Origin of the sequence: Rhodococcus sp. 05-339-2 (assembly GCF_002258965.1) — a bacterium.
GTDB lineage: Bacteria > Actinomycetota > Actinomycetes > Mycobacteriales > Mycobacteriaceae > Rhodococcoides.
In genome coordinates, this window is record NZ_NOYW01000021.1 from 510,928 (window position 1) to 532,955 (window position 22,028).

Genomic DNA, 22,028 nt, shown 5'->3' on the forward strand with positions numbered 1-22,028 from the left:
ACCCGTTTTGAGTTCACGGACGCTCGGCCCGTAGCATAACCGCACGTGAGCCTGGTCTTATTGCCTGCTGTCGATGTCGCAGGCGGCGAAGCTGTCCGTCTCGTTCAAGGAGAAGCCGGAAGCGAAACGAAGTACGGGTCGCCCCGTGACGCGGCCCTCGCGTGGCAGAACGACGGTGCCGAGTGGGTCCATCTGGTGGATCTCGACGCTGCGTTCGGGCGCGGATCCAACCGCGAGCTGCTGGCGTCGGTCGTCGGCGAGCTCGACGTCCAGGTGGAGCTGTCCGGCGGAATTCGGGACGACGAGTCGCTGCGCGCGGCGCTGGCGACCGGTTGTGCGCGAGTCAATCTCGGCACCGCAGCGCTCGAGGATCCGCAGTGGTGCTCCCGCGCGATCGGCGAGTTCGGTGATCGCGTCGCCGTCGGTCTGGACGTGCTGATCGTCGACGGCGCACCGCGGTTGCGCGGCCGCGGCTGGGTGAGCGACGGCGGCGATCTGTGGGAGGTTCTGGAGCGGCTCGAGCGCGACGGGTGCTCGCGCTACGTCGTCACCGACGTCACCAAGGACGGCACGTTGACCGGGCCCAACCTCGAACTGCTCGCCGACGTGTGCGCCAAGACCGACAAGCCGGTCATCGCATCGGGCGGCGTGTCCACGATTGCCGACCTGGAAGCGATCGCCGGACTGGTCGACCGCGGTGTCGAAGGTTCCATCGTCGGAAAGGCTCTGTACGCCGGACGTTTCACGCTTCCGGACGCTCTCGCTGCGGTGTCTCGGTAACGCAGGAATGACCCTTCCCGAGGAACCGACTCGTCTGCTCGAGATCGCCGGAGGTCTGCTCGACGGCATCCACGATCGGTTCGTCGCCGGCGTCGGCGCACCGAGTGCAGTGCAGAAGGGCCCCGACGACTTCGCCACCGCAGTGGATCTGGAGCTCGAGCGGCGGCTCGGTGCGGAATTGCACGAAGCCACCGGAATCGCTGTTCACGGTGAGGAGTTCGGGGGACCGGATCTGAACTCGGGACTCGTCTGGGTGCTGGACCCGATCGACGGCACCTTCAACTATTCGTCGGGATTGCCGTCGGCCGGAACGTTGTTGGCGTTGCTCGACGATGGCGAGCCGATCCTCGGGCTCACGTGGCTGCCGTTGGTGGACCAGCGTTTCGCCGCTGTGGCAGGCGGCCCCCTGTTGCTCAACGGTGCCGCACTTCCGGCGCTGCAGCCGAAAGCATTACGCGAGTCCATGATCGGGTTCGGTGCGTTCAATGTGGCCAGCCGCGGTTCGCTGCCGGGTCGGTTCCGATTCCGCATCCTCGAAGAGCTGTCGATGCATTCCTCGCGACTGCGGATGCACGGTGCCACCGGAGTCGATCTCGCCTACACCGCCAGCGGAGTTCTCGGCGGCGCGGTGGTCTTCGGGCACCGGGCCTGGGACAACGCAGCCGGCGCACTGCTGGTACGCGCGGCAGGCGGAATCGTCACCGACCTCGCGGGCGAACCCTGGACGGTCGACTCGGCGTCGGTGCTCGCAGCCGGACCGGGAGTGCACGAAGAATTGCTGAAGGTGATCACCGAACTCGGTGATCCAGTCGACTACCTGGAAGGACCGGTGCGATGAGCGTCGCGGTCAGAGTGATCCCGTGCCTCGACGTCGACGCCGGACGCGTCGTCAAGGGAGTGAACTTCGAGAACCTCCGCGACGCAGGCGATCCCGTCGAGCTCGCGGCCGCCTACGACGCGCAGGGGGCCGACGAGCTGACCTTCCTCGACGTCACCGCGTCGACGTCGGACCGAGGCACGATGCTCGACGTCGTGAGCCGCACCGCCGAGCAGGTGTTCATCCCGCTCACCGTCGGCGGGGGAGTGCGCACCGTCGCCGACGTGGATCGACTGCTGCGAGCCGGGGCGGACAAGGTCAGTGTCAACACCGCAGCGATCGCGCGACCGGAACTGCTGCGTGAACTGAGCGAACGATTCGGTTCGCAGTGCATCGTGCTCTCGGTCGATGCACGAACCGTTCCCGACGGTCAGCAGGACACCCCGTCGGGCTGGGAGGTCACCACCCACGGCGGCAAACGCGGCACCGGCATCGATGCCGTCGAATGGGCAGTACGGGGAGCGGAATTGGGCGTCGGTGAGATCCTGCTCAATTCGATGGACGCCGACGGAACCAAAGCCGGATTCGATCTGCCGATGATCGCCGCCGTCCGGAGCGCGGTGCACGTGCCGGTGATCGCCAGTGGCGGAGCAGGCGCCGTGGAACACTTTTCGCCGGCAGTGCACGCCGGCGCGGACGCGGTTCTCGCCGCGAGCGTGTTCCATTTCGGTGATCTCACCATCGGCCAGGTCAAGGATGCGATGCGTGCCGAACGCATCGTCGTCCGATAGCGAAGAGGATTTCCGATGACACTCGACCCGAGTCTGTCCGCGCGGCTCAAGCGCAACGAGGCCGGACTGTTCAGCGCCGTCGTGCAGGAACGGTCGACCGGTCAGGTACTCATGGTGGCCTGGATGGACGACGAGGCGCTGGCACGAACCCTCGAAACCCGCAAGGGCACTTACTATTCCAGGTCCAGGCAGCAGTACTGGGTCAAGGGTGAGACGTCGGGCCACACGCAGTACGTGCACGAGGTTCGACTCGACTGCGACGGTGACACCGTGCTCCTGGTCGTCGACCAGGTCGGCGCGGCGTGCCACACCGGCACGCACACCTGCTTCGATGCCGACGTCCTGTTGGGCCCCGACCCTCAGGCGTGACCGGTTCCGGCCGCGATTCCCTTGTCCAACTGCGTCAGCAGAGTCGAGCTCAGGGTCGCGAGCTGCTCGACCTCCGCGTCCGAGAGCCCCTCGAACACCAGTGACTGCACCGTGCCGACGTGCCCCGGTGCCGATTCCACGACCTTCGCCATGCCTGCGTCGGTCAGCACCGCATAGGACCCGCGGCTACCCGGGATCGACTCGCGCCGCACCCAACCGGCCTTCTCGAGCTTGGTCACCACGTGCGAGAGGCGCGAGAGCGACGCGTTCGCGTACTCGGCGAGGTCGCGGAGCTGGATCCGTCGCTGCGGATTCTCGCTGACCGTCGCGAGGACGAAGTAGTCGAAGTGGGTCAGCTGCGAATCGCGCTGCAGCTGAGCATCCAACGCTGCTGGAAGTCGAGTGACCAGGGCGACGAGCGACCGCCAGGCCTCCTGTTGACTCTCGGTGAGCCAACGGGGATCCACCGTGTGTTGCGGTGTCGCCGACGTGTTCATCCCAGGGAACCTCTCGATCTCTCGGTCGTTGCTGCAGGCTCCGATGATCTCTCTCGGTCGTTCCCGCAGGCTCCACTCCTATCCGTGGGTCGTTCCTGCAGGCTCCACTCCTGCCCAGATAGTTGTGGTCTGCACATGATGCCTCGAGGTTCCCCCACCCGAGGCATCGCGTCGGACAGTGCTCTAGGTGCGATGTGCCCGCAGGTACTCGAGAGCCTTGTCCGCGTGGGCCTCGAACCGGACCTCGCTCGAGAAGGTCTCGAGGACCTTCCTGTCGGTGCCGATGACGAACGTCGCACGCTTGACCGGGGAGAGCTTGGCCAGCAGACCACGCTTGACGCCGAACGCGGTGGCGACGGTGCCGTCCTCGTCGGACAGCAGCGGGTAGTCGAAGGACTTGGCGGCGGCGAACTCTGCCTGCTTCGCGACCGCATCGGCGCTGATGCCGACCCGGGTGGCACCGACCTCGGCGAACTCGGACGCCAGGTCCCGGAAATGGCACGCCTCGGCGGTGCAGCCGGGGGTGAAGGCAGCGGGGTAGAAGAACAGCACCACCGGACCGTCCGCCAGCAATTCGGTCAGCGTTCGGGTCTCTCCGGTCTGGTCCGGCAGGGAAAAATCGGGAACGAGCTCGCCTGGTTTCATGCTCGGCAGGTTACCGCGAGCGCCGACGCTCGTGCCGAACCTGGGAGGATGGTGGCATGCACGGCGAGACGACCACCGACCCCAGCCCCACTCCCGACACCGAGAACTCGGACTCGACGACCTCGCGTGAGGTGTTCCGGCATCTCGCCGCCGAGCACCGCGTGGTGCCGGTGACGCGAAAAGTGCTCGCCGACTCCGAGACCCCGCTGTCGGCGTACCGCAAGCTCGGTGCCGACCGACCCGGAACCTTCCTGCTCGAGTCCGCACAGAACGGCAGTTCGTGGTCCAGGTGGTCGTTCATCGGTGCAGGCTCTCCGGCGTCGCTCACCGTCATCGACGGTGAGGCCGCATGGCGCGGCAACGTTCCTGCAGGGGTGCCGAGCGGCGGAGATCCTCTCGAAGTGCTGGCGCGGACTTTGGAGCTGTTGCACTCGGAGCGGCTGCCAGGTCTGCCTCCGTTGACCGGCGGCATGGTCGGGTACCTCGGATACGACTCGGTGCGGCGCATCGAGAAGCTGCCCGAGCATGCGCAGGACGATCTCGGTGTTCCGGAGTTGGTCATGCTGCTCGCCACCGATCTCGCGGCCGTCGACCATCACGAGGGCGCGATCACCTTGATCGCGAACGCGGTCAACTGGAACGGCACCGACGAGCATGTGGACGAGGCGTACGACGACGCGGTGCGCAGATTGGACCGTATGTGCGCAGACCTGTCGAAGCCCGCCGCCTCCACCGTCTCCACCGTGTCCAGGCCGAAGCCGCAGTTCCGCAGGCAGCGCACGTCCGAGGGCTTCGGTGCCGACGTCGCTCGCCTGGTGGAGGAGATCGAAGCAGGTGAGGCGTTCCAGGTGGTTCTCTCCCAACGTTTCGAGATGGACACCGATGCGTCACCGTTGGACGTCTACCGGATGCTGCGGGCCTCGAATCCGAGTCCGTACATGTACCTGATGCACGTACCGGGGGAGAACGACGAGACGGCCTTCTCCATCGTCGGATCGAGCCCCGAGGCATTGGTGACGGTGGTCGACGGTCTCGCCACCACGCATCCGATCGCGGGCACGCGGTGGCGAGGCAATTCCGAGGAGGAGGACGTGCTGCTCGAGAAGGATCTGCTGGCCGACGAGAAGGAGAACGCCGAGCACCTGATGCTCGTCGATCTGGGCCGCAACGATCTCGGGCGAGTCTGCGCTCCCGGCACCGTGCGAGTGAGCGACTACCGCCACATCGAGCGATACAGCCACGTCATGCACCTGGTGTCGACGGTCACCGGACGGTTGGCCGAGGGCAAGCGTGCCCTCGACGCGGTCAAGGCCTGCTTCCCGGCAGGCACCCTGTCCGGGGCACCGAAGGTGCGCGCGATGGAACTGATCGACGAACTGGAGCCGACCCGACGCGGCATCTACGGCGGCATCGTCGGCTACCTCGATTTCGCGGGAGACGCCGACACGGCGATCTCGATTCGCACCGCACTGATCAAGGACGGCACCGCCTACGTTCAGGCCGGGGCTGGCGTCGTGGCCGACTCGGTTGCGGAGTACGAGGACGACGAGGCGCGGAACAAGGCGATGGCGGTGCTGGGAGCCGTCGCCGCTGCGGAGTCGCTCCGTGAGGTCGGCGGCCGGTGACCGAGCGATCCGATCGCCGCGGGTCGGCCGCTCTGCCCGTCGCCCTTCTGGTCGTTGCTGCCGTGTGCCTGTGGGGCGCGTCGAGGATGACGTGGGTTCGGGTGACGTCGTTCGACGGGCTGGGGGAGAGCCGAACCGACGACCTGCTCGGCAGCACCTGGGCCGCTGCCACGACGCCGCTGGCACTGGTGTTGGTGGCGGCGATCGCCGCGTCGTTCGCCGTGCGGGGGTGGGCATCGCGGGTGCTGGCCCTGCTGATCGCCGTGGTGGCCGTGGCGGCCGCGATTCCGGCAGTTCGATTGCTCACTGCCGGGGCGTCCGATTCGGAGTCCGCGGCGCTGGCGGAGCTTCCGGCCCGCGCCCAGGTGTCGATGACGGACGTGTCGGTTCTGCCCGCGATCGTCACCCTCGTCGGTGCACTCTGCGCCTTCGCTGCGGCTGTGGTGTCGATTCGGAAAACGTTTGCCACGCAGGTACTCTCGTCCAAGTACGACGCCCCGGCGGTGCGTCGTGACGAGATCGCTCGTCGTGCGCGCAGCAGTGCCTCCGGTGCCGGTGTGCAGGACGAGGGCGAGGACCTCACCGAACGCATGATGTGGGACGCGCTCGACGCCGGCGAAGACCCTACCGACGAGTCCGGTACCCGGCGTTCGTCGGATTGAATCGGCCCTCTACGCTAGATCCGACCCCGATGAGATTCCTCACATCGGACGTCGACGCTCAGAAAGGACTGGGGGCACCATGACTGTTCTCGACTCGATTCTCGACGGTGTGCGAGCCGACGTGGCCGCGCGTGAATCGGTGGTCGATTTCGCCGCCGTGAAAGCAGCAGCGAAGGCAGCACCGGCCCCCCTCGACGCGGCAGCTGCCCTCCGTGAGGACGGCATCGGCGTCATCGCCGAGGTGAAACGAGCGAGCCCGTCCAAGGGGGCGTTGGCCGACATCGGTGATCCGGCCGTTCTGGCCCGCGCGTACGAGCAGGGCGGCGCGCGCATCATCAGCGTTCTCACCGAGGAACGTCGCTTCCACGGGTCTCTGGCAGACCTCGATGCCGTGCGTGCCGCGGTGTCGATTCCCGTGCTGCGCAAGGACTTCATCGTCGGCCCCTATCAGATCCACGAGGCTCGGGCCCACGGTGCCGACGTCATCCTGCTGATCGTCGCGGCGCTGGAGCAGGATGCGTTGGCGTCCTTGCTCGACCGCACCGAGTCGCTGGGCATGACGGCGCTGGTCGAGGTGCACACCGAGGCCGAGGCGGACCGCGCCCTCGAGGCCGGTGCCAGCGTGATCGGCATCAACGCCCGCAATCTGAAGACGCTCGAGATCGATCGTGACAGCTTCGGCCGTATCGCTCCCGGGTTGCCCAGCGAGGTCATTCGTATCGCGGAGTCCGGAGTGCGTGGCACGGCGGATCTGCTCGCCTACGCCGGTGCAGGTGCCGACGCGGTACTCGTCGGCGAGGGCTTGGTCACTGCAGGAGATCCGCGTACGGCCGTCTCGGACCTGGTGACGGCGGGCACGCATCCGTCGTGCCCCAAGCCCGCACGCTGACCCTGCACCGCTGACCCGGCACCCGACCCGAACGCGGCGGCGGTCCGCCGTTGGGGCACACTGGACCGGTGAGCACCAGCAATTCTTCTTCCATCACGGACGCCCCGCAGGCAGTCCGTTTCAAGGGCGCTGATCTGCCGCAGAGCAGCATCGGCCTCACCGATCGCAGCGCGCACGAGCCCGATGTGGGCGGCCATTTCGGTGTCTACGGCGGCAGATTCGTGCCCGAGGCACTGATGGGCGTGATCGAGGAAGTCACCGCCGAGTACGAGAAGGTCCGCAGCGACAACGAGTTCCTCGGTGAACTCGACCGACTGCAGCGCGATTACACCGGTCGCCCCTCGCCGGTCTTCGAGGCGACGCGGTTGTCCGAGCACGCAGGCGGCGCTCGGATTCTCCTCAAGCGAGAAGACCTCAACCACACCGGTTCTCACAAGATCAACAACGTGCTCGGACAGGTGCTCCTGGCCAAGCGTATGGGCAAGACACGGATCATCGCCGAGACCGGTGCGGGCCAGCACGGAGTGGCCACCGCCACGGCGTGCGCGCTCCTCGGGCTCGAGTGTGTCGTGTACATGGGCGAGGTCGACACCGAACGGCAGGCCCTCAACGTCGCCCGGATGCGTCTGCTCGGATCCAGTGTCGTGGCCGTGAAGTCCGGATCGCGCACCCTCAAGGACGCTATCAACGAGGCGCTGCGCGACTGGGTCACGAACGCGGACAACACGTACTACTGCTTCGGCACCGTCGCCGGGCCACACCCCTTCCCGGTCATGGTGCGCGATTTCCAGCGCATCATCGGTCTCGAAGCGCGGCAGCAGGTGCTCGCGTCCACGGGCCGGTTGCCCGATGCCATCGCCGCCTGCGTCGGCGGTGGCTCCAACGCAATCGGCATCTTCCACGCCTTCATCGACGACGCCGATGTTCGGCTGATCGGCTTCGAGGCGGCGGGTGACGGTGTCGAGACCGGCCGCCACGCTGCGACGATCAGTGGTGGAACTCCGGGAGCCCTGCACGGTGCGTACTCCTACCTGCTGCAGGACGAGGACGGTCAGACCGTCGAATCTCATTCCATCTCAGCGGGATTGGACTACCCGGGCGTCGGTCCCGAGCACTCGTACCTGCACGACATCGGTCGGGCCGAGTACCGCGGCATCACCGATACCGAAGCCATGAACGCCTTCAAGCTGCTGTGCCGCACCGAAGGCATCATCCCGGCCATCGAGTCCTCGCACGCCATCGCAGGCGCGCTCACCCTCGGCAAGGAGTTGGGCAAGGACGCGATCATCCTGGTCAACCTCTCCGGCCGCGGCGACAAGGACGTCGACACCGCAGCCGAATGGTTCGGTCTGATCGACGGAGACGGCGAAGCGAACGTGGACGACGAAGCAGGTATCAAGCCATGAGCAACAACGACTCCCGCCTCTCGGGGACCTTCGCGCAGTGCCGTGCCGAAGGGCGCGCAGCACTCGTCGGATACCTCCCGGCAGGATTTCCGACGGTGCCGCGATCGGTCGAGGTGTTCAAGACGATGGTCGACGCCGGATGCGACATCGTCGAGGTGGGCATCCCGTACTCCGATCCGGTGATGGACGGCCCCACGATCCAGGCCGCGGCCGATGTCGCGCTGCGAGCCGGGGCCCGAGTCAAGGACGTCTTCGCCGTCACCGAGCAGGTTGCGGCAGCGGGCGGCCGAGCGGTGGTCATGACCTACTGGAACCTGGTCCTCAAGTACGGCATCGAGAACTTCGCGCGCGACCTCGCGAGTGCGGGTGGGCTCGGGATCATCACTCCGGATCTCATTCCCGACGAGGCGCAGGAATGGATCGAGGTCTCGAACCGGTACGAACTCGACCGAATCTTCCTCGTCGCCCCGTCGTCCACCGAGGAGCGGCTGGTCAGCACCGTCGAAGCCAGTAGCGGCTTCGTGTACGCGGCCTCGACGATGGGCGTCACCGGTGCCCGCGACGCGGTGTCCTCGATGGCCCCCGCACTTTCGGCACGCATCCGTCAACACTCCGACATTCCCATCGGCGTGGGTCTGGGAGTGCGCTCGGGTGCCCAGGCCGCCGAGATCGCCCGCTACGCCGACGCCGTGATCGTCGGTTCGGCATTGGTCAGTGCCGTCGACAAGGGACTCGACGCCGTGCGCGACCTGACGACGGAACTTGCCGAGGGTGTCCGTTCGGCTAACGTAGCGTCGTGACTTCGACCGCGATCCTGGCCTACATTCCCAGTCCGCCGCAGGGGGTGTGGCACGTCGGACCGCTGGCTCTGCGGGCCTACGCCCTGTTCATCATCATCGGCATCGTCGTTGCCGTCGTGTGGGGTGATCGCCGCTGGGTGGCCCGAGGTGGAACCAAGGGAACGGTCCTCGACGTCGCGGTCTGGGCCGTCCCGTTCGGCCTGCTGGGCGGGCGCCTCTACCACGTGGCAACCGACTGGAAGACGTATTTCGGCCCCGGCGGAAACCCGGTCGAAGCGTTGTACGTCTGGAACGGCGGGTTGGGAATCTGGGGAGCGGTGTTCCTGGGCGGCGTCGGTGCCTGGATCGCGTGCCGTCGACGCGGGATTCCGCTGCCGGCGTTCGGTGACGCAGTCGGTCCTCCGATTCTGCTGGCCCAGGCGATCGGCCGCATCGGCAACTACTTCAATCAGGAACTGTACGGACGCGCCACCACCCAGCCGTGGGGTCTGGAGATCTACGAACGGGTCGACTCCGACGGACGGCTCGATCCACTCAACGGGATCTCGACCGGATTCGTGGAAAAAGTGGTGCACCCGACGTTCCTGTACGAGCTGTTGTGGAGCGTCGCGGTCGTGGTGCTTCTGGTTCTCGTCGACCGCAAGTACACGATCGGCCACGGTCGACTGTTCGCGCTGTACGTGGCCGGATACTGCGCCGGACGGTTCTGGGTGGAACTCATGCGCGACGATTTCGCCACGACGATCGCCGGTATACGCATCAACACCTTCACCTCCGCCATCATCTTCGTTCTGGCGCTCGCGTACTTCGTGATCGCCACCAAGGGCCGTGAAGATCCGGCGACGCTGAAATCGAACGACGACGTGGATCGCGAGACCTCTTCCGAGGACACCGCATCGGATGCAGAAGGTTCGCGTTCGGCATCGATCGACAGCACCACGGACGCAAGCACCGTCGACGCGCAGCCCGGTCCGGCGTCCGACAAGAAAGCCGAGGAAGAAGGCAGTACGCGTGGTTGATTTCGACAAGACCCCTCAGCCCGACCCCGAACCGGATTCCACCGCCGATTCGAGCGACAACGGGTCGAATCCGACCGCGTCGTTCGGTACGCCTTTCGATTACGACGCCACCGCCGAAGCGTCGCTCTCGGAGCCGCCGGGGACGTCGGAGTCCGCGCCCTCGCACGGTCCGACCGGTCCCACGGGCCCGGGGTGGGACACGTACTCGGGTATCGGAAACGGCCCCGGTTGGTCCAGCACGCCGAGCTACCCGGCACCGAGCCCGGACGGCAGTACCGACAACCCGCTCGGTGGATTTCCGGCACCCCCCGGCTACCCGCAGCAGGGGTACGGCCAGCAGCAGAGTTACGGTCAGCAGGGCTACCAGCAGCAGAATCACGGCCATCAGGGCTATCCGCAACCGAATTACGGGCAGCAGGGTTACCCGCAGCAGGGCTATCCGCAGCCGAATTACGGGCAGCAGGGTTACCAACAGCAGGGCTACCCGCAGCCGAATTACGCGCAGCAGGGCTACCAACAGCAGGGATACGGCCAGCAGGGGTACGGCGTACCCGTCGGCTATCCGGGTGGATCCGCATTCGGCGTCGGCCCGGATGCACCGTACGGGCGCGATCCGGTGACCGGCGTGCCGCTGTCGGACAAGTCGAAGATCGTCGGCGGATTGCTGCAGCTGTTTCTCGGTTGGTTGGGAGTCGGCCGCTTCTACATCGGAAGTATCGGGATCGGCGTCGCGCAGTTGCTCTTGTTCTTCTTCGGATTTCTCCTCACGGCGGTGTTCGGCCTCGGAGTGATTCTGCTTCTGGGGCTCTTCGTATGGCACGTGGTCGACGGCGTCCTGATACTGGTGGGCAATGTGACGGATGCTCAGGGGCGAAAACTGAGAGACTGATGCCCTTGCTGGTAGTGCATCGGGAGTAAGGGAGTTCGACGTGAGTGAATCGGGTACATCGTCATCGGACGGATCCCCGGGCGACGGATCCACTCCGTCGGAGCCGACCATCTCGTTCGAGAAGGGCTCTCCGGCAGGTTCGGGTCCCGTATACGGGGCTCCCGACCCGAACTACAGCGCTCCGAGCCATGGCACTCCTGATGCCGACGATCGGGGGCAGTTCGGACCTCCCCCCGGTGCCGGTTACCCACCACCATCGGATGGTTCCGGTCAGTACGGTGCGCCGCCGCCCCCGCCGTATGAGGGCGGGCAGTACGGCGCTCCCCAATACGGTGGTCCCCAATACGGCGCTCCCCAGTACGGTGGTCCCCAGTACGCAGGCGGGCCCGGATACATGGACCCGATGGCTCCGTACGGTCGGCACCCGGTCACCGGTGAGCCGTTTTCCGACAAGCAGAAGCTGACGGCCGGTCTGCTCGGCATTCTGTTGGGCGCGTTCGGAGCCGGGCGCTTCTATCTCAACCAGCCGGGCATGGCGGTGGCGCAGATCGCCGTCACGTGGCTCACCTGCGGCATCGGCGGAATCTGGCCGTTGATCGACGGCATCATGATGCTCACCGGCAGCATCCGTGATCAGCACGGTCGGCCGTTGCGCGACTGACCATCACGTTCGTCGCAGCCGGCATTCGCGATTGCATCGATGCGAATGACAGCTGCTACGATTTCGCCATCCGGGAGAGATCCCGGTTTCTTTCGCGGGCCAGAGCTGTCCCGGTGAGTTCCCGACAGGCAGTTCAATTCGGCTCTTCCGACCGTTTCGGTCGACTCGAGCCGACCAGCCGGCGGGGTTGCCGAGACTTCCGGTGCAGCGTCGAACACACTGCACCGCTCTTCACGCACCCCACCGGCCTACGTGGAGGTGATCGTGGTGCTGTTTTCTCGGATGCCTGCGGAGCAAGGTCTGTACGACCCGAGCGCGGAGAAGGATTCCTGTGGCGTGGCGATGATCGCCGACATCGCCGGTCGCCGCTCCCACGCGATCGTCGCCGACGGGGTTCTGGCACTGGAGAATCTGGAACATCGCGGAGCTGCCGGTGCCGAGCCCAACAGTGGTGACGGCGCGGGAATTCTGATTCAGCTGCCGGTCGAACTCCTCGCCTCCCTTGCGCCGTTCGATCTGCCCGCGGCCGGAGCCGACGGCGACAACACGTTCGCGGCCGGAGTGTGTTTTCTGCCGCAGGGCATCCGTGAGCGAGCGATGGCCGTCGAGCGCGTCGAATCCGTTGCGGCCGAAGAAGGTCTGGACATCCTGGGCTGGGTTCCGGTCGAGGTCGATCCCGATCGAGCAGACGTCGGCCTCACCGCCCTCGGCTGCATGCCGTACATGAGCTACCTCTTCGTCACCGCCCCCGAAGTCGACGGCACGCGTCCGGCCGGTCTCGCTCTCGACCGTCTCGTCTACGGGCTACGCAAGCGTTCCGAGCGGGTCACCCCCGAGATCGAGGCCGAAGGCTCGGGGCTGTTCTTTCCGTCGCTGTCCTCGCGCACCATCGTCTACAAGGGCATGCTCACCACGATGCAGCTGCCGCTCTACTTTCCGGAACTTCGTAATCCTTTGTGCACGAGCGCCATTGCCATCGTGCACAGTCGCTTCTCGACCAACACGTTCCCGTCGTGGCCGCTGGCACACCCGCATCGTTACGTTGCGCACAACGGCGAGATCAACACCGTCAAGGGCAACCGAAACCGGATGCGGGCTCGCGAGGCACTGCTGTCGAGCGACCTGATCCCCGGGGACCTCGAGCGTCTGTTCCCGATCTGCAACCCCGATGCCTCGGACTCGGTGTCCCTGGACGAGGTGCTCGAACTACTGCACCTCGGCGGCCGCAGCGTGCCGCACGTGGTGATGATGATGGTGCCCGAGCCGTGGGAGAACCACCGCACGATGGATCCGCGGGTGCGAGCGTTCTACCAGTTCCACTCGTCGATGATGGAGGCATGGGACGGTCCGGCCTGCGTGACGTTCACCGACGGCAGCTACGTCGGAGCCGTGCTGGACCGCAACGGTCTTCGCCCCGGCCGCTGGTGGCAGACGGCGGACGGCCGAGTCATCCTCGCCAGCGAGGCAGGCGTGCTCGACGTGCCGCAATCCGAGGTCGTCGCCAAGGGTCGCCTCGAGCCCGGAAAGATGTTCCTGATCGACACCGTCGCCGGACGTCTGGTGCCGGACGAGGAGATCAAACTCCAACTGGCAACCGAACATCCGTACCAGGAGTGGCTGCATGCGGGCCTGCTCGAGATCAAGAGCCTGCCCGAGCGTGCTCACATCCAGTACAACCACGACTCGGTGGTGCGCAGGCAGGTCGCCTTCGGCTACACCGAGGAGGATCTACGCGTGGTGCTGACGCCGATGGCCGCGTCCGGGGGCGAGCCGCTCGGTTCGATGGGTACCGATACCCCGGCCGCAGTGATGTCGCAGCGGTCGCGTCAGCTCTACGACTACTTCATCGAACTGTTCGCCCAGGTCACCAACCCGCCGCTGGATTCGATCCGCGAGGAGATCGTGACCTCGCTCGCCCGGGTGATGGGTCCTGAGCAGAACCTGCTCGAACCCACGGCGGCGTCGTGCAGGCAGATCGTGTTGCCGTGGCCGGTGCTCGACAACGACGAGCTCAACAAGATCATTCACATCAACGACGACGGTGATCATCCGGGACTGTCGGCCACGGTGTTGCGTGGGCTGTACGAGGTCGAGCGCGGCGGCGAGGGTCTCGCCGAGGCCATCGAGGAGTTGCGTGCCCGGGCGTCGGAGGCGATCGCTGCGGGGTACACCACGCTGATCATCTCGGACCGCGACTCCGACCACACGCGTGCGCCGATTCCGTCGCTGCTCGCGACGTCCGCGGTGCATCATCACCTGGTGCGCACCAAGGAGCGCACCAAGGTCGCGCTCGTGGTCGAGTCCGGCGACGCACGCGAGGTGCACCACCTCGCGCTGCTCATCGGCTTCGGTGCCGCAGCGGTCAACCCGTATCTGGCGATGGAGTCGATCGAGGATCTGGTCGGCGAGGGCGAGCTGACCGGAGTCGAACCGACGATCGCGGTACGGAACTATCTGTACGGGCTCGGCAAGGGCGTGCTCAAGGTGATGTCGAAGATGGGCATCTCGACCGTCGGGTCCTACACCGGCGCACAGGTTTTCGAGGCTGTCGGTCTCGATCGCGAGGTGGTGCGCGAGTACTTCAAGGGCACGGTCAGCAAGCTCGGCGGCGTCGGTCTCGACGTGCTCGCCGAGGAGGTCAAGCTGCGCCATCGTCGGGCGTACCCCGAGAATCCGACCGACCGCGTCCATCGCCGGTTGGAGATCGGCGGCGAATACCAGTTCCGCCGCGAAGGCGAGCTGCACCTCTTCACCCCCGAGACGGTGTTCCTGCTGCAGCACGCAACGCGTACCGGCCGATACGACGTGTTCCAGAAGTACACCGACGAGGTGGACCGGCTCGCTCGCGAAGGCGGTGCACTGCGCGGTCTGTTCGAGTTCAAGGACGGCGTCAGGCCGCCGGTTCCGCTCGACGAGGTGGAATCGGTCGAGTCGATCGTCACGCGGTTCAACACCGGGGCCATGAGCTATGGATCCATCTCCGCCGAGGCGCACGAGACGATGGCCGTAGCGATGAACAATCTCGGCGGACGGTCCAACTCCGGGGAGGGCGGTGAGGACGTCGACCGGCTCTACGACCCGACGCGACGCAGTGCCGTAAAGCAGGTCGCCAGTGGCCGGTTCGGTGTCACCAGCGACTACCTGGTCAACGCCACGGACATTCAGATCAAGATGGCTCAAGGTGCCAAGCCGGGTGAGGGCGGGCAGCTGCCCGGGTACAAGGTGTATCCGTGGGTGGCCAAGACCCGACATTCGACGCCGGGCGTCGGCCTCATCTCGCCGCCCCCGCACCACGACATCTACTCGATCGAGGATCTCGCGCAGCTGATCCACGATCTCAAGAACGCCAACGAGAAGGCGCGCGTACACGTCAAGCTCGTCAGTTCCGTCGGCGTCGGCACGGTGGCGACGGGCGTGAGCAAGGCGCACGCCGATGTCGTCCTCATCTCCGGATACGACGGCGGAACCGGAGCTGCGCCGTTGACCTCGCTCAAGCATGCAGGCGCTCCGTGGGAGATCGGGCTCGCCGACGCCCAGCAGACGCTGGTGCTCAACGGCCTGCGTGATCGCATCACCGTGCAGTGCGACGGCGGTATGCGCACCGGGCGCGACGTCATCGTCGCGGCACTGCTCGGCGCGGAGGAGTTCGGGTTCTCGACGGCCCCGCTGATCGTGGCGGGGTGCATCATGATGCGCGTGTGCCACCTCGACACCTGCCCGGTCGGTGTCGCTACGCAGAACCCGGAGCTACGCAAGCGGTTCACCGGAAAGCCCGAGTTCCTCGAGGACTTCTTCAAGTTCATCGCCGAGGACGTGCGAAAGTACCTCGCGCAGCTCGGTTTCCGGAGTATCGACGAGGCCGTCGGTCACGCCGATGTGCTCGAGACGGCAGCCGGAGTGGCGCACTGGAAGAGCAAGGGACTCGATCTCGCGCCGATCTTCGCGATGCCCGTCGACCGCCACGGAGCCCCGATGACGCAGCGTCGACGCCTTCGCGCGCAGGACCACGGTCTCGATCTCGCGCTGGATCGGACTCTGATCCAGTTGGCCGAGGGAGCGCTGGAGGACGCCCACCCGGTCACGTTGGAGTTGCCGGTACGCAACGTCAATCGCACGGTGGGAACGCTTCTGGGATCCGAGGTCACCCGTCGCTACGGCGCGGTCGGGTTGCCGGACGACACCATTCGCATCGCGTTCACCGGATCGGCCGGTCAGTCTCTCGGGGCCTTCCTGCCGCCGGGCATCACCATCGACCTGGTCGGTGACGCGAACGACTATGTCGGCAAGGGATTGTCGGGCGGCCGAATAGTCGTGCGACCGGCCGAGGATGCGCCGTTCGTCGCAGAGGACAACGTGATCGCAGGAAACACGATTCTCTACGGTGCCACCTCGGGCGAGGTGTATCTGCGTGGTAAGGCAGGGGAGCGGTTCGCGGTGCGCAACTCGGGAGCGATCGCGGTGAACGAGGGCGTGGGCGACCACGCGTTCGAGTACATGACCGGCGGTCGTGTCGTGGTTCTCGGGCCGACCGGTCGCAATCTGGCTGCGGGTATGTCCGGTGGCATCGCGTTCGTCCTCGGTCTCGATCCCGCGGACGTGAACCCGGCGATGGTCGAACTGCAGGCACCCGACCCGGACGATCTGGTGTGGCTACGCGAGACCGTCGAGAATCATCGGCGCTGGACCGGTTCCACCGTCGCGACCTCGTTGCTGGCCGACTGGCCCCGGCGGTCTGCGCTGTTCACCAAAGTCATGCCCGTCGACTACCAGCGAGTGCTGGAAGCGACAAGAATGGCGCGCGCCGAAGGGCGCGACGTCGATGCTGCGATCATGGAGGCTGCACGTGGCTGATCCACAGGGATTTCTGAAAGTCGTCAAGCGTGAGGCCGCCAAGCGTCCGATCGGCGAGCGCGTCAAGGACTGGAACGAGGTGTACTCGCACCAGCCGACGAGCGAGCGTGCCGCCGAGGTCTCCGATCAGGCGCGTCGCTGCATGGACTGCGGTATCCCGTTCTGCCACTCGGGAACTGCGGGTTGCCCGCTGGGAAATTTGATTCCCGAGTGGAACGACCTGGTGCGCCGTGGCCGCTGGGACGCGGCCAGTGACCGACTGCATGCGACCAACAATTTTCCGGAATTCACCGGGCGGGTGTGCCCGGCCCCGTGTGAATCGGCGTGTGTGCTGTCGATCTCCGAGGCGGCCACCGGCGGAAGCGTGACGATCAAGCGGGTCGAGCAGACCATTGCGGATCTGGCGTGGGAGGAAGGCAGCGTCGTTCCGCAGCCGCCGACGATCACCACCGGCAAGCGAGTCGCCGTCGTCGGATCCGGTCCCGCGGGATTGGCTGCGGCGCAACAGCTCACCCGCGCCGGACACGACGTCACCGTCTACGAGCGCGACGATCGTCTCGGCGGACTGCTCCGCTACGGCATCCCCGAGTTCAAGCTCGAGAAGTCTGTCCTCGATCAGCGCCTCATGCAGATGCGGGCCGAGGGAACGCATTTCGTCACCGAATGCGAGGTCGGCATCGACTTCACCGTCGAGCAACTACGCGAATCCTTCGACGCGGTCGTTCTCGCGGTCGGAGCTCTGCGGGCCCGTGACAATGCCGAGGTCATCGGTCGGGAACTCGACGGCATCCACTTGGCCATGGAGCATCTGGTGCCGTCGAACAAGGAGTGCGAGGGCGACGGTCCCACCTCCATCTCCGCTGCGGACAAGCATGTGGTCATCATCGGCGGTGGTGATACCGGAGCCGACTGCCTGGGAACGGCCCACCGACAGGGTGCTGCGTCGGTGACGCAGCTCGACTACAACCCGGCTCTGCCCGGGGCCCGCGACGACAGCCTCTCGCCCTGGCCGTCGTGGCCGCTGGTACTGCGGACCTCACCCGCACACGCCGAGGGTGGGGTCGTCCGTCATCAGGTCGCGGTCCAGCGATTCCTCGGTGACGAGCGCGGGCACGTTCGCGCGATGGTGCTCGCCGAGGTGGAGGTGCAGCGCGACGCGGACGGTCGTCGCATCGTCACGCCCATCGGTGAGGAAGTCGAACTGCCGTGCGATCTGGCGTTGTTCGCCATCGGTTTCGAGGGTGTGGAGCATGGTCCGTTGCTCGACGAGTACGGCCTGACGCTGACCAAGCGCGGTGCGCTCTCGTGTGGTCCGGATTGGCAGACCACCGCACCCGGAGTGTTCGTGTGTGGCGATGCGCACCGTGGTGCGTCGTTGGTCGTGTGGGCGATCGCGGAGGGTCGTTCGGCGGCTCACGGAGTCGACGCCTTCCTCACCGGACACTCGGAATTGCCGTCCCCGGTACACCCGACTGCACTGCCTCTCGCCGTCGTGTGACGCCCGTCTCTGAACCGGTACAGACCGTCTCAGCAGCAAGGTAGCGCGGCTACCGATCGGTAGTATTCGAGTGGACTCGTCTGCGATAGAGAACGCGGCGTCCAGCGGCTAGGCTCGCCTTCGTGAGCCGACGTACGAAGATTGTCTGCACCCTTGGACCCGCAACCGCAACCACAGAGCGCATCCGCGAACTCGTCGAGAGTGGAATGGATGTCGCGCGACTGAACTTCAGCCATGGTGATCACCCCGATCATCAGGCCAACTACGAGAGGGTTCGAGCAGCATCGGACGCCACCGGCAAAGCCGTGGGCATTCTGGCCGACCTGCAGGGACCGAAGATTCGTCTCGGCCGTTTCGCCGAGGGCTCGACCACCTGGGCGGCCGGCGAGCTGATTCGCATCACCGTCGAGGAGTGCGAGGGCACTCACGACCGGGTGTCGACCACCTACAAGGAGCTGGCCCAGGACGCCAAGGAAGGCGACCGCCTGCTCGTCGACGACGGCAAGGTCGGCCTCGTGGTCACCGGTGTCGAAGGCAACGACGTGTTGTGCCGCGTCACCGAAGGTGGACCGGTCAGCAACAACAAGGGCGTGTCCCTGCCCGGCATGGATGTGTCCGTTCCCGCCATGAGCGAGAAGGACATCGCCGACCTCGAGTTCGCCCTCGCCCTCGGTGTCGATTTCATCGCCCTGTCGTTCGTGCGTTCTCCCGCCGACGTCGAACTCGTCCACGCCGTGATGGACCGCGTCGGCCGCCGAGTTCCGGTCATCGCCAAGCTCGAGAAGCCCGAAGCCGTCGACAACCTCGAAGCCATCGTGCTCGCGTTCGACGCGATCATGGTCGCCCGTGGTGACCTCGGCGTCGAGCTGCCCCTCGAGCAGGTGCCGCTGGTGCAGAAGCGCGCGATCCAGATCGCCCGCGCCAACGCCAAGCCCGTCATCGTCGCAACTCAGATGCTCGAATCGATGATCGAGAACTCCCGCCCGACGCGCGCCGAGGCGTCCGACGTCGCCAATGCCGTGCTCGACGGCACCGACGCGGTCATGCTCTCCGGTGAGACCTCGGTCGGCAAGTACGTGATGGAGACCGTGCGGACGATGGCCCGCATCGTCGAGACCGTCGAGACCGAGGGCGACAGTGTTCCTCCGTTGACGCACGTCCCGCGCACCAAGCGTGGCGTCATCTCGTACGCCGCCCGTGACATCGGCGAGCGGCTCGACGCGAAGGCGCTCGTAGCCTTCACTCAGTCGGGCGACACCGTTCGACGGTTGGCTCGCCTGCACACCAAGCTGCCGTTGCTCGCCTTCACCTCGATCTCCGAGGTCCGTAGCCAGCTGTCGCTGAGCTGGGGCACCGAGACGTTCCTGGTCCCCGATGTGGGCTCGACGGACGCGATGGTGAAAGAGGTCGACAAGGCTCTGCTCGAACTCGGTCGGTACAACAAGGGCGATCAGGTCGTGATCGTGGCCGGTGCCCCTCCCGGCACAGTAGGCTCGACCAACTTGATCCATGTGCACCGAATCGGAGAAGAGGACCGGTAAGTGGTCGAAGCGGGGGGAACCGGCGTCAGCGAAAGCGCGTCGAGCAGTACAGCTGTACGCAAGACCGATCTCGAGACGCTCCTCGATCTCCTCGCACTCGAGGAGATCGAGGAGGACGTGTTCGTCGGCGTTCATCCCGAGCAGGTGGGTAGCCGAACGTTCGGGGGGCAGCTGGTGGCTCAGGGCTTGATCGCGGCCGGCCGCACCGTCTCCGGTACCTCGCGGGACGTGCATGCGATCAATGCGCACTTCATTCGCGGCGGCGACGTCAAGAAGCCCATCGAGTACCGGGTATCACGGCAGCGTGACGGTCGCGCATTCGCCAACCGTCAGGTGACCGCCGTCCAGGACGGCAACGAGCTGTTCGTCATGCTCGCCGCTTTCCAGGATTTCGGCAAGGGACTCGAGCACAGCGTGGAGGTGCCCGAGGTTCCGTACCCCGATGCATTGCCTCCGCTCGGCGACCACTTCGTCGGGTACGAGGACCGGCTGCAGATGTTCGTCGACGCCCTCAAGCCGATCGATATGCGTTACGCGAACGATCCGGCGTGGATCATGCACGGCACCGGCGAGAAGCTCAATCACAATCGGGTCTGGATGAAGGCCGACGGCGATCTGCCCGACGACTCGATCTTTCACGCCGCGACCATGGGCTACGCGTCGGACACGACTGTGCTCGACTCGATCATCACCACCCACGGTCTGTCGTGGGGGCTCGATCGCATCGTCGCGGCGACGGTCAACCATTCCATTTGGTTCCACCGCCCGTTCCGGTTCGACGAGTGGGCTCTCTACGCCACCGAATCGCCGGTAGCGGCCGGGTCCCGTGGGCTGGCCACCGGACGCTTCTTCTCGATGGACGGCCAATTGTTGGCCACTGTCGTGCAGGAGGGTCTCATCCGGCACTTCCCGAAGCGGGAGCGGGCCTGAGGGCATTCGACCACTCCAGCGTTTTCGCGGCGAGATCGAGCGTGGCGAGCGCAGGGCTGGTCGACGGCAGTCGGGTGAATCTGACGTGGGGCGTCACCGTCCTCACGTGGCGACGGTAGCTCTCGGCCGCTTTCGCTCCGTTGAAGAACACCCTGTCGATGTCAGGGTTCTCGGCGAACAGATTCCCGAAATCGTTTGCCTCGATCGAGGATTCGACGATCGCCGAGTCCAGGCTTCCCTCTCGCGTGCACAGCTTCAGCACATCCCACACGGCGACGCCATGGACGCGCAGACGCTCGGTGCGTTCGTCGTAGGGTAGCTCGGAGCCCGCACCGAACAGCGTTCCCATGATCGGCCAGAACGCATTTCGCGGATGCGCGTAATACTGCTGCGCGGCCAGCGACGCGACGCCGGGCATCGACCCCAGGATCAGGATGGTTGCGCCCGGTCCGACGATCGGCTCGAAACTGTGCACGACGTTCATTGCGCGATTACAGCAAATCCCCGCGGGGGCAGCGGACGGGGGACCACAATGGAGGTCATGTTGGATCCACGCGTACTCGACAACAACGAACTCGAAGCCGAACTCGCCGCACTGCGTCGGGGGCGTGACGCCGCGATGGACGAAGGCGCGCGGGATGTCTCGACCGCCGACACCGACCACCTCATCGCGCGGTTCGAGGAAGAAATCCGCAGGAGACATCAGGATTCGGTGTCCGATCAGCCCAGTGCCGATCTGCCCTGACCCACGATCAGGACAGCGCAGGCGGCAGTCGCCGCAATCGTCCTCACGTTGTTCCATCGCGTCCACGTGTCGGTGAAGTTCTGCCACACCTGAGCGCCGGCAGCACTGCCGGGATCCACGCCGGCCAACGCGTCGTTGAGGGGGGCGTTCAGAACGGCCGTGATCGCGACGCAGCCGAGTATGTAGAGAACGGCACCGCTCACGACGAGCAGGGGTGATTCTCGACCGGTCGACACGGCGAGAATCGCTGCGAGAGTGCATGATACGGCCGTTCCGAAGAAGAGGCCGAGAAACACCGGACCGAGAATCGCCGCATTGAATCTCTGCATCGCGGCGATCGCGTCGGGTACCGGCAGTGTCGCCAGGCCGGGCAGCACGCTGACGGAGAACGCGAGCAGCACTCCTGCCATCGATCCGCATCCGACGGCGGATACGGTGGTGGCGACCGAGGACGCCCGCTCGATCACGACGGGTCTGTTCGGTGGATGTTCACGGTCGGTAGTCCTTTCGTCGAGAATTGCTCTGTCGTCCACTGTTGCTCGGAACGGCAGGATGAACAATGCTCGAAACGCCGGATTCGATGTCCGATCGTCCATGTCGTGGGACAATCGAT

General features: G+C 65.9%; 20 protein-coding genes and 2 pseudogenes. 18 read left to right on the forward strand and 4 right to left on the reverse strand.

All coding sequences use genetic code 11. The features are described from left to right. Nucleotides 1–45: 45 nt before the first annotated feature. From priA to hisI, 4 genes are read left to right on the forward strand one after another with little or no spacing between them, the layout of a single operon-like run. The gene (gene priA, locus CH273_RS26905) at nt 46–780 is read left to right on the forward strand and encodes a bifunctional 1-(5-phosphoribosyl)-5-((5-phosphoribosylamino)methylideneamino)imidazole-4-carboxamide isomerase/phosphoribosylanthranilate isomerase PriA (protein ID WP_032394337.1); all 735 of its coding nucleotides are present in this window, start codon (nt 46–48) and stop codon (nt 778–780) included. A 7-nt stretch (nt 781–787) separates the two neighbouring features. Further along, nucleotides 788–1,618, forward strand: a complete 831-nt coding sequence (locus CH273_RS26910; protein ID WP_032394336.1) for an inositol monophosphatase family protein — start codon at nt 788–790, stop codon at nt 1,616–1,618. Beyond that, nucleotides 1,615–2,388, forward strand: coding sequence for an imidazole glycerol phosphate synthase subunit HisF (gene hisF / locus CH273_RS26915; RefSeq protein WP_032394335.1), 774 nt, complete (start codon nt 1,615–1,617; stop codon nt 2,386–2,388). The genes CH273_RS26910 and hisF overlap by 4 nt, the downstream gene beginning before the upstream one ends. A 15-nt stretch (nt 2,389–2,403) precedes the next feature. Further along, a complete protein-coding gene (hisI, locus tag CH273_RS26920) occupies nt 2,404–2,757 on the forward strand; it encodes a phosphoribosyl-AMP cyclohydrolase (protein ID WP_032394334.1) in 354 nt (117 codons plus the stop codon). Here hisI and CH273_RS26925 read toward each other — a convergent pair. Both CH273_RS26925 and CH273_RS26930 read right to left on the reverse strand, forming a co-directional pair. Continuing rightward, nucleotides 2,748–3,254 carry a MarR family winged helix-turn-helix transcriptional regulator gene (locus tag CH273_RS26925; protein ID WP_032394333.1) on the reverse strand — a complete coding sequence of 169 codons (507 nt, stop codon included), beginning with the start codon at nt 3,252–3,254 and terminating at the stop codon, nt 2,748–2,750. The genes hisI and CH273_RS26925 overlap by 10 nt on opposite strands. Before the next feature lie 183 nt (nt 3,255–3,437). Beyond that, nucleotides 3,438–3,899, reverse strand: a complete 462-nt coding sequence (locus CH273_RS26930; RefSeq protein WP_032394332.1) for a peroxiredoxin — start codon at nt 3,897–3,899, stop codon at nt 3,438–3,440. A gap of 56 nt (nt 3,900–3,955) precedes the next feature. Between CH273_RS26930 and CH273_RS26935 the strand changes: the two genes are divergently transcribed. From CH273_RS26935 to CH273_RS26990, 13 genes and pseudogenes are all read left to right on the forward strand, one after another. Beyond that, nucleotides 3,956–5,524: an anthranilate synthase component I gene (locus CH273_RS26935; protein ID WP_032394331.1), complete on the forward strand. Its 1,569-nt coding sequence runs from the start codon at nt 3,956–3,958 to the stop codon at nt 5,522–5,524. Then, nucleotides 5,521–6,186, forward strand: a complete 666-nt coding sequence (locus CH273_RS26940) for a TIGR02234 family membrane protein (RefSeq protein ID WP_032394330.1) — start codon at nt 5,521–5,523, stop codon at nt 6,184–6,186. Before CH273_RS26935 ends, CH273_RS26940 begins: the two co-directional genes overlap by 4 nt. Before the next feature lie 79 nt (nt 6,187–6,265). Next, nucleotides 6,266–7,075, forward strand: coding sequence for an indole-3-glycerol phosphate synthase TrpC (gene trpC / locus CH273_RS26945; protein ID WP_032394329.1), 810 nt, complete (start codon nt 6,266–6,268; stop codon nt 7,073–7,075). 134 nt (nt 7,076–7,209) lie between these two features. Next, the gene (trpB, locus tag CH273_RS26950; RefSeq protein ID WP_045199662.1) at nt 7,210–8,481 is read left to right on the forward strand and encodes a tryptophan synthase subunit beta; all 1,272 of its coding nucleotides are present in this window, start codon (nt 7,210–7,212) and stop codon (nt 8,479–8,481) included. Then, entirely contained in the window at nt 8,478–9,281 is an 804-nt protein-coding gene (gene trpA / locus CH273_RS26955) for a tryptophan synthase subunit alpha (protein WP_032394328.1), read from the forward strand. Before trpB ends, trpA begins: the two co-directional genes overlap by 4 nt. Then, on the forward strand, nt 9,278–10,300 hold the full coding sequence (lgt, locus tag CH273_RS26960; protein WP_032394327.1) for a prolipoprotein diacylglyceryl transferase: 1,023 nt from the start codon (nt 9,278–9,280) through the stop codon (nt 10,298–10,300). The genes trpA and lgt overlap by 4 nt, the downstream gene beginning before the upstream one ends. 192 nt (nt 10,301–10,492) lie before the next feature. Further along, nucleotides 10,493–10,786, forward strand: a pseudogene (locus tag CH273_RS28545) (hypothetical protein); the annotation flags it as partial. Between the two features lie 139 nt (nt 10,787–10,925). Beyond that, the gene (locus CH273_RS28550; RefSeq protein ID WP_235387202.1) at nt 10,926–11,189 is read left to right on the forward strand and encodes an NINE protein; all 264 of its coding nucleotides are present in this window, start codon (nt 10,926–10,928) and stop codon (nt 11,187–11,189) included. Between the two features lie 49 nt (nt 11,190–11,238). After that, nucleotides 11,239–11,850, forward strand: a pseudogene (locus CH273_RS28555) (TM2 domain-containing protein); the annotation flags it as partial. A 267-nt stretch (nt 11,851–12,117) separates the two neighbouring features. Then, complete coding sequence (gltB, locus tag CH273_RS26975) at nt 12,118–16,701, forward strand: glutamate synthase large subunit (RefSeq protein ID WP_032394680.1); 4,584 nt, start codon at nt 12,118–12,120, stop codon at nt 16,699–16,701. Beyond that, complete coding sequence (locus CH273_RS26980) at nt 16,694–18,199, forward strand: glutamate synthase subunit beta (RefSeq protein ID WP_032394324.1); 1,506 nt, start codon at nt 16,694–16,696, stop codon at nt 18,197–18,199. Before gltB ends, CH273_RS26980 begins: the two co-directional genes overlap by 8 nt. Before the next feature lie 122 nt (nt 18,200–18,321). After that, on the forward strand, nt 18,322–19,740 hold the full coding sequence (pyk, locus tag CH273_RS26985; RefSeq protein ID WP_082073683.1) for a pyruvate kinase: 1,419 nt from the start codon (nt 18,322–18,324) through the stop codon (nt 19,738–19,740). A 105-nt stretch (nt 19,741–19,845) separates the two neighbouring features. Continuing rightward, nucleotides 19,846–20,670: an acyl-CoA thioesterase gene (locus CH273_RS26990; RefSeq protein WP_230596678.1), complete on the forward strand. Its 825-nt coding sequence runs from the start codon at nt 19,846–19,848 to the stop codon at nt 20,668–20,670. Here CH273_RS26990 and CH273_RS26995 read toward each other — a convergent pair. Next, nucleotides 20,636–21,154 carry a DNA-deoxyinosine glycosylase gene (locus CH273_RS26995; RefSeq protein WP_032394321.1) on the reverse strand — a complete coding sequence of 173 codons (519 nt, stop codon included), beginning with the start codon at nt 21,152–21,154 and terminating at the stop codon, nt 20,636–20,638. The genes CH273_RS26990 and CH273_RS26995 overlap by 35 nt on opposite strands. Nucleotides 21,155–21,211: 57 nt before the next feature. Between CH273_RS26995 and CH273_RS27000 the strand changes: the two genes are divergently transcribed. Further along, the gene (locus CH273_RS27000) at nt 21,212–21,415 is read left to right on the forward strand and encodes a hypothetical protein (RefSeq protein WP_141214795.1); all 204 of its coding nucleotides are present in this window, start codon (nt 21,212–21,214) and stop codon (nt 21,413–21,415) included. Here CH273_RS27000 and CH273_RS27005 read toward each other — a convergent pair. Next, nucleotides 21,391–22,011, reverse strand: coding sequence for an anthrone oxygenase family protein (locus CH273_RS27005; RefSeq protein WP_230596635.1), 621 nt, complete (start codon nt 22,009–22,011; stop codon nt 21,391–21,393). The two genes, CH273_RS27000 and CH273_RS27005, sit on opposite strands and share 25 nt — an antisense overlap. Nucleotides 22,012–22,028 lie beyond the last annotated feature (17 nt).